18 protein-coding genes are annotated in these 12256 nt (G+C 67.5%); 4 read left to right on the plus strand and 14 right to left on the minus strand.

Translation table 11 applies throughout. The features are described from left to right. Nucleotides 1-89: 89 nt before the first annotated feature. The 14 genes from rplO to GGQ91_RS15770 form a co-directional block, all read right to left on the minus strand. Nucleotides 90-593 carry a 50S ribosomal protein L15 gene (rplO, locus tag GGQ91_RS15705; protein WP_043355037.1) on the minus strand — a complete coding sequence of 168 codons (504 nt, stop codon included), beginning with the start codon at nt 591-593 and terminating at the stop codon, nt 90-92. Nucleotides 594-603: 10 nt separating this feature from the next. Beyond that, nucleotides 604-795 carry a 50S ribosomal protein L30 gene (gene rpmD, locus GGQ91_RS15710; RefSeq protein WP_043355035.1) on the minus strand — a complete coding sequence of 64 codons (192 nt, stop codon included), beginning with the start codon at nt 793-795 and terminating at the stop codon, nt 604-606. A gap of 12 nt (nt 796-807) precedes the next feature. After that, nucleotides 808-1395, minus strand: a complete 588-nt coding sequence (gene rpsE, locus GGQ91_RS15715; RefSeq protein WP_043355033.1) for a 30S ribosomal protein S5 — start codon at nt 1393-1395, stop codon at nt 808-810. 154 nt (nt 1396-1549) lie between these two features. Next, on the minus strand, nt 1550-1912 hold the full coding sequence (gene rplR / locus GGQ91_RS15720) for a 50S ribosomal protein L18 (RefSeq protein WP_010686176.1): 363 nt from the start codon (nt 1910-1912) through the stop codon (nt 1550-1552). A 10-nt stretch (nt 1913-1922) separates the two neighbouring features. Beyond that, nucleotides 1923-2456 carry a 50S ribosomal protein L6 gene (gene rplF, locus GGQ91_RS15725; RefSeq protein WP_043387380.1) on the minus strand — a complete coding sequence of 178 codons (534 nt, stop codon included), beginning with the start codon at nt 2454-2456 and terminating at the stop codon, nt 1923-1925. 23 nt (nt 2457-2479) lie between these two features. After that, nucleotides 2480-2875: a 30S ribosomal protein S8 gene (rpsH, locus tag GGQ91_RS15730; protein WP_012319176.1), complete on the minus strand. Its 396-nt coding sequence runs from the start codon at nt 2873-2875 to the stop codon at nt 2480-2482. Nucleotides 2876-2885: 10 nt separating this feature from the next. Beyond that, complete coding sequence (gene rpsN / locus GGQ91_RS15735) at nt 2886-3191, minus strand: 30S ribosomal protein S14 (RefSeq protein WP_043387382.1); 306 nt, start codon at nt 3189-3191, stop codon at nt 2886-2888. Between the two features lie 40 nt (nt 3192-3231). Beyond that, a complete protein-coding gene (rplE, locus tag GGQ91_RS15740) occupies nt 3232-3798 on the minus strand; it encodes a 50S ribosomal protein L5 (RefSeq protein WP_043348261.1) in 567 nt (188 codons plus the stop codon). Further along, nucleotides 3791-4105, minus strand: coding sequence for a 50S ribosomal protein L24 (gene rplX / locus GGQ91_RS15745; RefSeq protein WP_012319178.1), 315 nt, complete (start codon nt 4103-4105; stop codon nt 3791-3793). Before rplX ends, rplE begins: the two co-directional genes overlap by 8 nt. Further along, a complete protein-coding gene (rplN, locus tag GGQ91_RS15750) occupies nt 4105-4473 on the minus strand; it encodes a 50S ribosomal protein L14 (RefSeq protein WP_010686182.1) in 369 nt (122 codons plus the stop codon). Before rplN ends, rplX begins: the two co-directional genes overlap by 1 nt. Nucleotides 4474-4918: 445 nt before the next feature. Then, complete coding sequence (locus tag GGQ91_RS15755) at nt 4919-5296, minus strand: hypothetical protein (protein ID WP_043348264.1); 378 nt, start codon at nt 5294-5296, stop codon at nt 4919-4921. A gap of 394 nt (nt 5297-5690) precedes the next feature. Beyond that, a complete protein-coding gene (locus GGQ91_RS15760) occupies nt 5691-6386 on the minus strand; it encodes an amino acid ABC transporter permease (RefSeq protein ID WP_182592335.1) in 696 nt (231 codons plus the stop codon). Beyond that, nucleotides 6383-7120, minus strand: a complete 738-nt coding sequence (locus GGQ91_RS15765; RefSeq protein WP_182592336.1) for an amino acid ABC transporter permease — start codon at nt 7118-7120, stop codon at nt 6383-6385. Before GGQ91_RS15765 ends, GGQ91_RS15760 begins: the two co-directional genes overlap by 4 nt. A gap of 19 nt (nt 7121-7139) precedes the next feature. Then, a complete protein-coding gene (locus tag GGQ91_RS15770) occupies nt 7140-7943 on the minus strand; it encodes an ABC transporter substrate-binding protein (RefSeq protein ID WP_343066800.1) in 804 nt (267 codons plus the stop codon). A gap of 720 nt (nt 7944-8663) precedes the next feature. Between GGQ91_RS15770 and rpsL the strand changes: the two genes are divergently transcribed. The 4 genes from rpsL to GGQ91_RS15790 all read left to right on the plus strand — a co-directional run. Beyond that, the gene (rpsL, locus tag GGQ91_RS15775; RefSeq protein ID WP_007557568.1) at nt 8664-9035 is read left to right on the plus strand and encodes a 30S ribosomal protein S12; all 372 of its coding nucleotides are present in this window, start codon (nt 8664-8666) and stop codon (nt 9033-9035) included. Nucleotides 9036-9163: 128 nt separating this feature from the next. Beyond that, nucleotides 9164-9634: a 30S ribosomal protein S7 gene (gene rpsG / locus GGQ91_RS15780; protein ID WP_007557567.1), complete on the plus strand. Its 471-nt coding sequence runs from the start codon at nt 9164-9166 to the stop codon at nt 9632-9634. 30 nt (nt 9635-9664) lie between these two features. Then, on the plus strand, nt 9665-11740 hold the full coding sequence (gene fusA, locus GGQ91_RS15785; RefSeq protein ID WP_043387390.1) for an elongation factor G: 2076 nt from the start codon (nt 9665-9667) through the stop codon (nt 11738-11740). 58 nt (nt 11741-11798) lie between these two features. After that, nucleotides 11799-12256 (plus strand): GTP-binding protein (locus GGQ91_RS15790; protein WP_182592338.1); only part of this gene is annotated, 458 nt, incomplete at its 3' end.

Consider the following 12256-nt stretch of genomic DNA (forward strand, 5'->3'; position numbering starts at 1 on the left):
GGCGGCCCGCGTGGTCGCAGGGCCGCCGCTCGAAGGTTCGGCTTAAAGGGTGCGCGGAAACCGTGCAACGGGTCCCGGCGTCGCTCCCGTCAGGCCGTCGCCGCCTCGCTGCCGCCGCGGGTGGAAGCACCCTGGGCGTAGACGACGGTGACCGAGCCGCCGGCCTTCTCGACCGCCTCGACGGCGGACTTGGAGGCGCGGGTGACCTCGAAGCTGAGCTTCGCGGTGAGCTCGCCGACGCCGAGCAGCTTCACGCCGTCGCGGGGACGGGCGATGAGGCCGGCGGCGACCAGGCTCTCCACCGTCACGGTGGCGGCCTTGTCGAGCTTGCCCGCGTCGACAGCCTCCTGGATCCGGCCGAGGTTCACCTCGTTCAGGTCCTGGGCGTAGAGGTTGTTGAAGCCGCGCTTCGGCAGGCGCCGATGCAGCGGCATCTGACCGCCCTCGAAGCCCTTGATGGACACGCCGGTCCGGGCCTTCTGACCCTTCACGCCGCGGCCCGCGGTCTTGCCCTTGCCGGAGCCGATGCCCCGGCCGACGCGCATCCGGTCCTTGGTGGCGCCGGGATTGTCGCTGATCTGGTTGAGCTTCATCGGGACCTCCTCACGCCACGTCGCCGTGGACGCGCACGAGGTGCGCAACCTTGCGGATCATGCCGCGCACGGAGGGGGTATCCTCCAGCTCGGACACGCGGTGGAGCTTGTTGAGCTTCAGGCCGATCAGCGTCGCGCGCTGGCTGGCCTCGCGGCGGATCGGCGAACCGATCTGCTCGATGCGGAGAGTCTTCTGTGCCATCGGACCCTCCCCTTACGCGACCGCGGCTTCGGACTGGTCGGCCGGATCGGCATCGCGGCGGCGCGACTGGAGGGTCGACACCTTGATGCCGCGGCGGGCCGCCACGGAGCGCGGGCTGTCCTCGTTCTTGAGCGCCTCGAAGGTGGCGCGCACGAGGTTGTAGGGGTTCGAGGACCCCAGCGACTTGGCGACGACGTCCTGCATGCCGAGGGTCTCGAACACGGCGCGCATCGGGCCGCCGGCGATGATGCCGGTACCCTGCGGAGCCGCGCGGAGGATCACCTTGCCGGCGCCGTGGCGGCCGTTGACGTCGTGGTGCAGGGTCCGGCCCTCGCGGAGCGAGACGCGGATCAGGCCGCGCTTGGCGGCCTCGGTCGCCTTGCGGATGGCCTCCGGCACCTCACGGGCCTTGCCGTGGCCGAAGCCGACGCGGCCCTTCTGGTCGCCGACGACGACGAGGGCCGCGAAGCCGAAGCGACGGCCGCCCTTCACCACCTTGGCGACGCGGTTGATGTGGACGAGCTTGTCCACGAACTCGCTGTCGCGCTCCTCGCGATCATCGCGGCGGCCGCGGCCCCCGCCTTCCCGTTCACGTGCCATTGCTTTACCCGTTCATCTCACTGGCGCAGGCGGCGGGCCTGCTCGCTCGATTGCTTCGAATGCCGGACATGCACGGCACGTCCGGCCCGCCGTCGTTCAACGATCCCGATCGGGGCCGCCGGCGGCGGATGCGCCGCCGGCGAGGTCCCTAAGATCAGAACTCCAGGCCACCCTCGCGGGCGGCCTCGGCCACGGCCGCGACACGGCCATGGTAGATGTAGCCGGAGCGGTCGAAGATCACCTTCGTGACGCCCGCGGCCTTGGCGCGCTCGGCGACCAGCTTGCCAACCGCCTTGGCGGCGGCGACGTCGGCGCCGGTCTTGAGTTCGCCCTTGAGGGCCTTGTCGATCGACGAGGCCGCGGCCAGCGTCTTGCCGGCGACGTCGTCGATGACCTGGACGTAGATCTGCTTCGACGAGCGGAACACCGAGAGCCGCGGGCGGCCGTTGGCGGCGGCCCGCAGCGCGCGGCGGACGCGCGCCTTGCGGCGATCGAGGGCTTCGAGCTTGCGAGACATGATGCCCTCCTTACTTCTTCTTGCCTTCCTTGCGGAAGATGAACTCGCCCGCGTACTTCACGCCCTTGCCCTTGTAGGGCTCGGGTCCGCGGTAATCGCGGATCTCGGCGGCGACCTGACCGACCTGCTGGCGGTTGATCCCGGAGATCGTGATCTCGGTGGGCTTCGGGGTAGCGATCGTGATCCCCGTGGGGATCGCGTATTCGATGTCGTGGCTGTAGCCGAGCGACAGCTTGAGGGCCTTGCCGGCCATCGCGGCGCGATAGCCGACGCCGGTGATCTCGAGCTTCTTCTCGAAGCCCTTCGACACGCCCTCGGCGATGTTGGCGATCTGCGCCCGCGACGTGCCCCACAGGGAGCGCGCCGGCTTGGACTGGTTGACGGGCTGCACCTCGATGGCGCCGTCCTTCATCGCCACGGCGACGAGCGACGGGACGTCGTAGGACAGTTCGCCCTTCGAACCCTTCATCTTCACCGTCTGACCGGTGACCGTGGCGGTAACGCCCGCCGGCACGGGGACCGGCTTCTTGCCTACGCGAGACATGGGATAACCTCCTTATGTCCCGATCAGAACACGGTGCAGAGCACTTCACCGCCGACGTTGCGCTCGCGCGCCTCGTGATCGGCCATGACGCCCTGCGGGGTGGAGACGATGGTGACGCCGAGGCCGTCGGCCACGTGCGGCAGCTCGCCGACGGACGAGTAGACCCGGCGGCCGGGCTTCGAGACGCGCTTGATCTCGCGGATCACCGGGCGCCCGTCGTAGTACTTGAGCTCGATGGCGAACTCGGTGCGGCCGTTGCCGAGGTCCGTCGCCGCGTAATCGCGGATGTAGCCCTCGGCCTTCAGGACGTCGAGGACGCTGGCGCGCAGGCGCGAGCCGGGCGTCTGGACGACGTTGCGACGGCGCAGCTGGCCGTTGCGGATGCGGGTGAGCATGTCGCCCACGGGATCGTTGACCATGGGGACCTCCTTACCAGCTCGACTTGACCAGGCCGGGGATCAGGCCCCGGTTGCCAAGCTCGCGCAGCGCAACGCGCGAGATGCCCATCTTGCGGTAATAGGCGCGCGGGCGGCCGGTCATGCCGCAGCGATTGCGGATGCGGGTGGCCGACGAGTTGCGCGGCAGTTCCGCGAGCTTGAGGCGCGCCTCGAAGCGCTCCTCCATCTCGAGGGCTTCGTTGTTGGCGATCTCGAGGAGCGCCTTCCGCTTGGCCGCGAAGCGCTTCACCAGCGCCTTGCGAGCCTCATTCTTCTCGACTGAGCTTTTCTTCGACATGTGGTCTATCTCCGGTGTCCGCGTCTGAAGCCCGAGAGCTTCACTGCCGGAACGGGAACTTGAAGGCGGCGAGCAGGGCCTTGGCCTCGGCATCGGTCTTGGCGGTGGTCGCCACGACGATGTCCATGCCCCAGGTCTGCTCGGCCTTGTCGTAGGAGATCTCCGGGAACACGAGGTGCTCCTTGAGACCGAGGGCGTAGTTGCCGCGGCCGTCGAACGAGCGCGGGTTCAGGCCGCGGAAGTCACGCACGCGCGGCAGCGCGATGGTGATCAGCCGGTCCATGAACTCGTACATGCGCTGCTTGCGCAGGGTCACCTTGCAGCCGATCGGCATGCCTTCGCGGACCTTGAAGGTCGCGATGGCCTTGCGGGCCCGGGTGATGACCGGCTTCTGGCCGGCGATCAGGGCGAGGTCGCCCGCCGCCACCGAGGCCTTCTTCGAGTCCGCGGTGGACTCGCCGACGCCCATGTTGATCACGATCTTGGTGATCTGCGGCACTTCCATGGGGTTCTTGTAGCCGAACTCCTCGATCAGCTTCTGGCGAACCACCTCGTCGTAGTGCTTGCGCAGGCGCGGGGTGTAGGCGTTCTTGTCGGCCTCAGCCATCGATCTGATCCCCCGTGGTCTTGGCGAACCGGACCTTGCGCCCGTCTTCGAGGATGCGGAAACCCACGCGGGTCGGCTTGCCGTTGGCATCCGCGACCGCGATGTTCGAGAGCTGGATGGCGGCCTCCTTGGAGATGATGCCGCCTTCCTGGTTCTGTGTCTGCTTCTGGTGCTTCTTGACCAGGTTGATGCCGCGCACGAAGGCCCGGCCTTCCTTCGGCAGAACCTGGATCACCTCGCCCGACCGGCCCGAATCGCGGCCGGTGAGCACGACGACCTTGTCGCCCTTCTTGATCTTGGCAGCCATTACAGCACCTCCGGAGCCAGGGAGATGATCTTCATGTGGTTGCGGGCGCGGAGCTCGCGCGGAACCGGTCCGAAGATACGGGTGCCGATCGGCTCCTTCTGATTGTTGATCAGGACCGCGGCGTTCTTGTCGAAGCGGATGACCGAACCGTCGGCACGCTTCACGTCCTTGGCGGTGCGGACGACGACCGCCTTCATGACGTCGCCCTTCTTGACGCGACCGCGCGGGATCGCCTCCTTGACGGAGACGACGATCACGTCGCCCACGCCGGCATACTTGCGCTTCGACCCGCCGAGAACCTTGATGCACATCACACGGCGTGCACCCGAGTTGTCGGCGACGTCCAGATTCGTCTGCATCTGGATCACGTGCGTGACTCCTTGTTTCAGGCGGGTTTCCGCACACGGACGGTATTGCCCGGCGGACGACGCCTGATGGGGACCTGATGTCCCCGGCTCATGTGTTCGACCGCGCTGGCGGTGTCGCAAGGACACCGGCGCGGTCACCGCGTTCACAGGGTGCGAGCACCCATCGGAATGTCGCGAAGGCCGGGCGGATACTACGGGCCGCCCCGGATGGCAAGCGGAGCGGCGCGAAATCGTCGGCGGCGCATGGCTGGATTGACCCGATGCACGGCCTGGTTCCAGCCGGCGCCCGTCAGGAGGCCGCGTCGCATGGCGATCGACGTCGCGCCCCGTTTCGGCCTCGCGCGCACGACTCGCTGCGGATCTGTCGTGCGGGCCGGCGTGCCTCTCAAAACGCGACGACCGGCGCGCCTCTCGGCGCACCGGTCGCTGAGCGCTCGGGCGGGACTCAGGCGGGCTGGCCGCCTGATTCGAACAGGAAGCCGTCGAGGCTCGGGATTGTCACCGACGCGCCGCTCGCAGGCTTCGACAGGCGCCAGGGCCGCTCCGAGCGGGCGCGGATCGCTTCGGAGGGGCGGAGCCGCCGCATGAGACCGTCCTCGCCGACCTCCTCGATCGCCAGGAATCCGTAGACCTGAAGCCGGGAGGCCGTCAGTTTCGTCCCGCGATCCTCGGCGGCGACGACCATGCTGCCGGTGGCGTAGACGGCATCGAGCAGGGACCGCTGCTCGCTGCGCCGGCGGCTGCGTGCCTCCCACTCGCCCGGTGCCTGGGCGGGAATGGCCCGCCGGAACGGAACGACGTTGCTGACCGCGACGCAACCCATACGCAAAACCCTTGACGCAGACCCGCGGCGGCACACGGGCCGCCCGTTGATCGCGACAATTCGACGGATCGCTTTAATTCTCCGTAGACCCTGCCGGCGCCCCCCTGCCCCGATCCGGTACGTCCCCTCCGGCAACCCGGCAGGATTTGCCGGCTTGCCCGCGTCCGGGGCGGGGTCCTCACGGCGGCCGCACCGGCCGTCAACGGGCCTCCTCTCATCTCCGCCGGATGGCTTCGGCCCCTCTGGGCTGCCTCTCCCCCCCAAGGCGGAGTGGGACGCATCGCGCGACGGTTTCGGCGGGAGACCGTTTCATCGCCGGCCGAATCCGAGGTCGCGGCCATCGTTCGATCCGGCATGACGGGCGACCCAGGGGCCTGCTCCGGTCAGGATGGCCTCAGCCGAGATGTGCCGTCGGTCGCGAGCGGCGCCGCACGAGCCGCGCGGCGAGCCTGTCGAGGGCGACGCACAGGCCCGCGTAGAGGGCGCCGACGAACAGGAAGATCTCGGCCGGGTAGACCATGGTGCGGTTGTTCACCTGGGTGGCCACGAAGGACAGCTCGGGCACGCCGATCACGTAGGCGAGCGAGGTGTCCTTGATGAGCGTGGTCCATTGATTGACGAAGGACGGCGCCATGGCCCTGAGCGCCTGTGGCAGGATGATGAAGCGCAGCACCGGCCAGCGGCCGAAGCCGAGGGCGAGGCCGGCCTCCCACTGGCCGTGGCCGATGCTCTCGATCCCGGCCGCCACCCCGTACGAGAGATAGGCCCCGCCGACGAGCGCCAGGGTCGCCGCCACGGTGCCGATCTCCGGAATCGACACGCCGAACAGGATCGGCAGCAGGAAGTAGCTCCAGAAGATCAGCATCACGATCGGCACGGCGCGTAAGACGCCGAGCCCGATGGTCAGAGCGACGCGGGACGGCCCCGCGCTCATCGCCAGGGCGATGCCCAGGACGAGACCCAGCAGGGCCGAGGCGAGGCCGGACAGGCCGGAGAGGATCAGCGTCAGCGCCAGCCCGCCGACCGGGCCCCTGGGCCAGGCGCCGAGCAGCAGGTAGCCGAGATTGTCGGTGATGATCGCAGGGTTCATCGGCGCGGTCCCGGAGCCGCGGCGCGGCGGGCCACCGCCTGCCCCGCCGCCTCGACCAGGGCGACCGCGCCCACATAGAGCAGCGTCGCGATGCCGAAGGCCTGGAAGGTCTTGAACGTCTCGGTCTCCACCTGCCGGGACGCGTAGGACAGCTCCGCGAGGCCGATCGTCATGGTGAGGGCGGTGTTCTTGATCGTGTTGAGGTACTGGCCGACGATCGGCAGCCAGGCGACGCGCAGGGCCTGTGGCAGGACGATGTGGCGGAAGGTCTGGACCGGCGTCAGGCCAAGGGCGATGGCCGCCTCCCGCTGGCCGGGGCGGACACCGTTGACGCCTGCCCGGCCCTCCTCGGCGATGTAGGCGCCCGCATAGACGGTGAGGCCGAAGAACCCGGCCAGGGTCTCGTAGGCCGGCCAATGCACGGCGCCGAATCCCAGATCGAGGGCGTGCGGCGTGTTCAGCCAGGTTGTCGCGCCGCTCGGCAACAGGGCTGCGCCCACGAAGTACCAGACGAAGAGCTGCACCAGCAGCGGCGTGTTCCGGACGATCCCGACGAAGCCGGCCACTGCCCGCCCGGCCGCGGCGCCGCCCGCTTCCCGCAGGCAGCACGCCGCGAGACCCACCCCGGTGCCGGCGAGACACACGGCCACCGAGAGAGCCAGGGTGAGTTCGAAGCCTTGGATCAGCCAGACGAGGTAGCGAGGCGCCAACAGGTCGCCGAAGAGCTGGCCCATCTCCGTCGCCCGGCCTCGGCTAGTTGCGGTCGCCGATTCGGAACAGGCGCGGCAGCGGCTGCTCGGTGTTCGGGCCGAACCAGCGATCGTAGATCTGCGCCGCCTTGCCGCGCGCCTCCAACTCGCGCAGCGCCTCGTTCACGAGATCCCGAAGCCGGCCCTCCCCCTTCGGGATGCCGACGCCGATATAGTCGTTGGAGATGCTGAAGGGCGGGATCTCGTAATTCTGGCGGTCCGGCACCTTCGCCAGCAGCCCGACGAGCTTCGGCCCGTCCTGCGTGATCGCCTGGACGTTGCCGTTGCGCAGGGCCGTGAAGGCGAAGGGCGTGTCATCGAAGGCGACCACCGTCGCCTTCGGGAAGTCCCGGCGCAGCACGATCTCGTTGGTGGTGCCCCTGTCGACGCCGATGCGCAGGCCGTTGATCTGATCGGGGGACGACAGGGTGCCCTTCTTGGTCAGGAACTGCTGGCCGGACGCGAAGTAGGGGATGCTGAAGTCGAGTTGCTTGCCCCGCTCCTCCGTGATCGTGAAGTTCGCCAGGACCAGATCGACTTTGCCGGAGATCAGCAGCGGGATCCGATTCGCCGGGTTGGTGGGACGCAGTTCGACCTTTACGCCGAGCTTGTCGGCGATGGCCTGGGCGTAATCGACATCGAGTCCGGCAATCTGCAGGGTCCCGCGATCAACGAAGCCGAAGGGCGGATTGCTGTCGAAGACGGCCACCCGGAGAACGCCGGCCTTCCGGATGTCGTCGAGCCTGTCGGCCTGAGCTGCACCCACCGAACAAAGGATTGCCAGGGCGAGAGCGAAGAGGCGGCGCACGCGAATCTCCATTGGACAGAGCGGTGACAAAAACTCGGGCCGTTCACGGGCGACGAAAGATCTTCGGTGCCGGGTGCAAGACGATCTCCGATCCGGAGAAGACGATCGGAGCGGTCTGTCCCGAGCCTCCACATCATTCCCTGAAAGCCGCAATCCGATCAACGGACCGGATTTCCGTTTTTCACCGGGTCATCAGCACAGCGTGCTGGGGAAGCGTGGAGAAAGGCGGTGGATGTTCTTCTTGCGCCGGCAAGACGATTCGCGTGATCTTGCCCGGGTTCTGCCGCGGGTTGATGCCATCCCGGATCGAGCGCGGGGGCGGCCGTGGTTGACGGTCCGGTGATGCGGTGAGGGTCATGTACGCGCGGACGGGGATTCCGCGCCTTGACCGATCCTTAACCTCCGGCGCGGTGCAGTTTTCTGCCGCCACCGCATTGACCTGCGGGACAACCGCGGCTAGAAGCGCGCCACTTCGGACGGCCATCGGCTGCCGACGGCCCTTGGGCATACCCCCTTGACGCCGCCGCCATCGCCCCGCGCGCTCCGAGGGTTCAAATCGCCTGACGCTTAAGTCAGATCCGTAGGTATGAGCGCGTTCGTTTCGGGCGTGCTCCTCTGCCCACACCGCGCCGAGGGTCCGTGACAGGCCCTCCGGCGCATATTCGTTTTGCGGACTGCCCTGTGCAGTCCGGCCTAGGTGACCGAGGAAGAGGGCACAGGATGCCGACGATCAACCAGCTGATCGCCCAGCCGCGGAAGATCCAGCGGAGCCGCAACAAGGTTCCGGCGCTCGACGCTTGCCCGCAGAAGCGCGGCGTCTGCACCCGCGTCTACACGACGACCCCGAAGAAGCCGAACTCGGCGCTCCGTAAGGTCGCTAAGGTGCGCCTCACCAACGGCTTCGAGGTGATCGGCTACATCCCGGGTGAGGGTCACAACCTTCAGGAGCACTCCGTGGTGATGATCCGCGGCGGCCGCGTGAAGGATCTTCCGGGCGTGCGCTACCACATCCTGCGCGGCGTGCTCGACACGCAGGGCGTGAAGAACCGCAAGCAGCGCCGGTCGAAGTACGGCGCCAAGCGTCCGAAGTAAGTCGGACGCCCGGATTTTTCCCGGGCGCCGGTCTGCGTTTCCACGGCCTCGCAAGGATGTCGCCGGCCTTACGGCTCAGGCGGCCTGCGCGGGGTGCTTAAGATCTTTTCGTTCGAGAGTTCCAGAAGATGTCCCGTCGTCACTCTGCCGAGAAGCGTGAGATCATCCCGGACCCGAAGTACGGGGACGTGGTGCTGACGAAGTTCATGAACTCCATCATGTACGAGGGCAAGAAGTCGACCGCCGAGCGGATCGTCTACGGTGCCTTCGACATCGTCGAGAACCGCGCCCGCGCCAACCCGATCGAGGTGTTCCGCGCCGCCCTCGACAACGTCGCCCCGATGATCGAGGTCCGCTCCCGCCGCGTCGGCGGCGCGACCTACCAGGTCCCCGTCGAGGTGCGCACCGAGCGTCGCCAGGCCCTCGCCATCCGTTGGCTGATCCAGGCGGCCCGTTCGCGCAACGACCGGACCATGATCGAGCGGCTCTCCGCCGAGCTGCTCGATGCCGCCAACAACCGCGGCAACGCCGTCAAGAAGCGGGAAGACACGCACCGGATGGCGGAAGCCAACCGCGCCTTCTCGCACTACCGCTGGTAAGCGGTTCCGCCGTCTCTCAGGAGCAATTCGATGCCCCGCACGCACGCGATCGAGGACTACCGCAACTTCGGCATCATGGCCCACATTGATGCCGGCAAGACCACGACGACCGAGCGGATCCTCTACTACACCGGAAAGTCCCATAAGATCGGCGAGGTCCATGAGGGCGCCGCCACCATGGACTGGATGGCGCAGGAGCAGGAGCGTGGCATCACGATCACCTCGGCTGCGACGACCTGCTTCTGGCGCGACAAGCGCCTGAACATCATCGACACCCCCGGCCACGTCGACTTCACCATCGAGGTCGAGCGCTCCCTGCGCGTGCTCGACGGCGCCGTGTGCGTGCTCGACGGCAACCAGGGCGTCGAGCCGCAGACCGAGACCGTGTGGCGCCAGGCCGACAAGTACGACGTGCCGCGCGTCGTGTTCGTCAACAAGATGGACAAGATCGGCGCCGACTTCTTCAAGTGCGTCGCCGACATCATCGACCGCGTCGCCGGCAAGCCCGTCTGCCTGCAGCTACCGATCGGTGCCGAGTCCAGCTTCCAGGGCGTGATCGACCTCATCAAGATGAAGGCGATCGTCTGGACGGGTGAGGCGCTCGGCGCCAACTTCGACGAGACCGAGATCCCGGCCGACCTGAAGGATCAGGCTGTCGAGTACCGCACCAAGCTGGTCGAGGCCTGCGTCGAGCTCGACGACGAGGCGATGTCCGCCTACCTCGACGGCACCGAGCCTGACGAGGCGACCATGCGCCGCCTGGTGCGCAAGGCCGTGCAGCTGCGCGCCTTCCACCCGGTGCTGTGCGGCTCGGCCTTCAAGAACAAGGGCGTGCAGCCGCTCCTCGACGCCGTCGTGGACTACCTGCCCTCCCCGGCCGATCGCGGCGAGATCAAGGGCATCGACTTCAAGACCGAGGAAGAGACCGTCCGTCACCCGACGGACTCGGATCCCTTCTCCATGCTCGCCTTCAAGATCATGGACGATCCCCACGTCGGCACGATCACCTTCTGCCGCGTTTACTCGGGCAAGGTCGAGACCAGCGCCAACGTGCTGAACTCGTCGCGCGACAAGAAGGAGCGCGTCGGCCGCATGCTCCTGATGCACGCCAACAACCGTGAGGACATCAAGGAGGCCTTCGCGGGCGACATCGTCGCCCTGGCCGGCCTCAAGGATACCCGCACGGGCGACACCCTCTGCGATCCGCAGAAGGCCGTGATCCTCGAGAAGATGGAGTTCCCCGAGCCCGTCATCGAGATCGCCGTCGAGCCGAAGTCGAAGGCCGATCAGGAGAAGCTCGGCATCGCGCTCTCGAAGCTCGCCGCCGAGGATCCGTCCTTCCGCGTGTCCACGGACCAGGAATCCGGCCAGACCATCCTCCGGGGGATGGGCGAGCTCCACCTGGACATCAAGGTCGACATCCTGCGCCGCACCTACAAGGTCGACGCGAATATCGGCCAGCCGCAGGTGGCCTACCGCGAGAAGCTGACCCGTCGTCAGGAGATCGACTACACGCACAAGAAGCAGACCGGCGGTACCGGCCAGTTTGCCCGCGTGAAGTTCGTGGTCGAGCCGAACGAGCCGGGCGCCGGCTTCCAGTTCGAGTCGAAGATCGTCGGCGGCGCGGTTCCGAAGGAGTACATCCCCGGCGTCGAGAAGGGCCTGAACTCGGTCCTGGGCGCGGGCGTCCTCGCCGGCTTCCCGGTGGTCGACGTGAAGGTCGAGCTGATCGACGGCGCCTACCACGACGTCGACTCCTCGGCGCTGGCCTTCGAGATCGCGTCCCGTGCAGCCCTCCGTGAGGCCCTGCAGAAGGGCGGCTCGGTCCTGCTCGAGCCGGTGATGAAGGTCGAGGTCGTCTCGCCGGAAGAGTACACCGGCTCGGTCATCGGCGACCTGAACTCCCGCCGCGGCCAGATCCAGGGTCAGGACATGCGCGGCAACGCCAACGTCATCAACGCGATGGTGCCGCTGGCCAACATGTTCGGCTACGTGAACAACCTGCGCTCCATGTCGCAGGGCCGGGCGAACTTCACCATGCAGTTCGACCACTACGAAGAGGTGCCGCGCGGCGAGGCCGACAAGGTCATCGCCAAGTACGCCTAAGGCTTCGGCCTGAGGCATCTCTTCTTCCGCAACACGAATTCGAATCTAGGAGGCTCTGATGGGCAAGGAAAAGTTCTCCCGCACCAAGCCGCACTGCAACATTGGCACGATTGGTCACGTTGACCACGGCAAGACGTCGTTGACGGCGGCGATCACGAAGGTTCTGGCGGAGACGGGCGGGGCGACGTTCACGGCCTACGACCAGATCGACAAGGCTCCGGAGGAGAAGGCGCGCGGGATCACGATCTCGACGGCGCACGTGGAGTACGAGACGCAGAACCGTCACTACGCGCACGTGGATTGCCCCGGGCACGCCGACTACGTGAAGAACATGATCACGGGCGCGGCGCAGATGGACGGCGCGATCCTGGTGGTTTCGGCGGCCGACGGCCCGATGCCGCAGACCCGCGAGCACATCCTTCTGGCGCGCCAGGTCGGCGTTCCGGCGCTGGTGGTGTTCCTCAACAAGGTCGACATGGTCGACGACGAGGAGCTGCTGGAGCTGGTCGAGCTGGA

Origin of the sequence: Methylobacterium fujisawaense (assembly GCF_014138435.1) — a bacterium.
GTDB lineage: Bacteria > Pseudomonadota > Alphaproteobacteria > Rhizobiales > Beijerinckiaceae > Methylobacterium > Methylobacterium fujisawaense.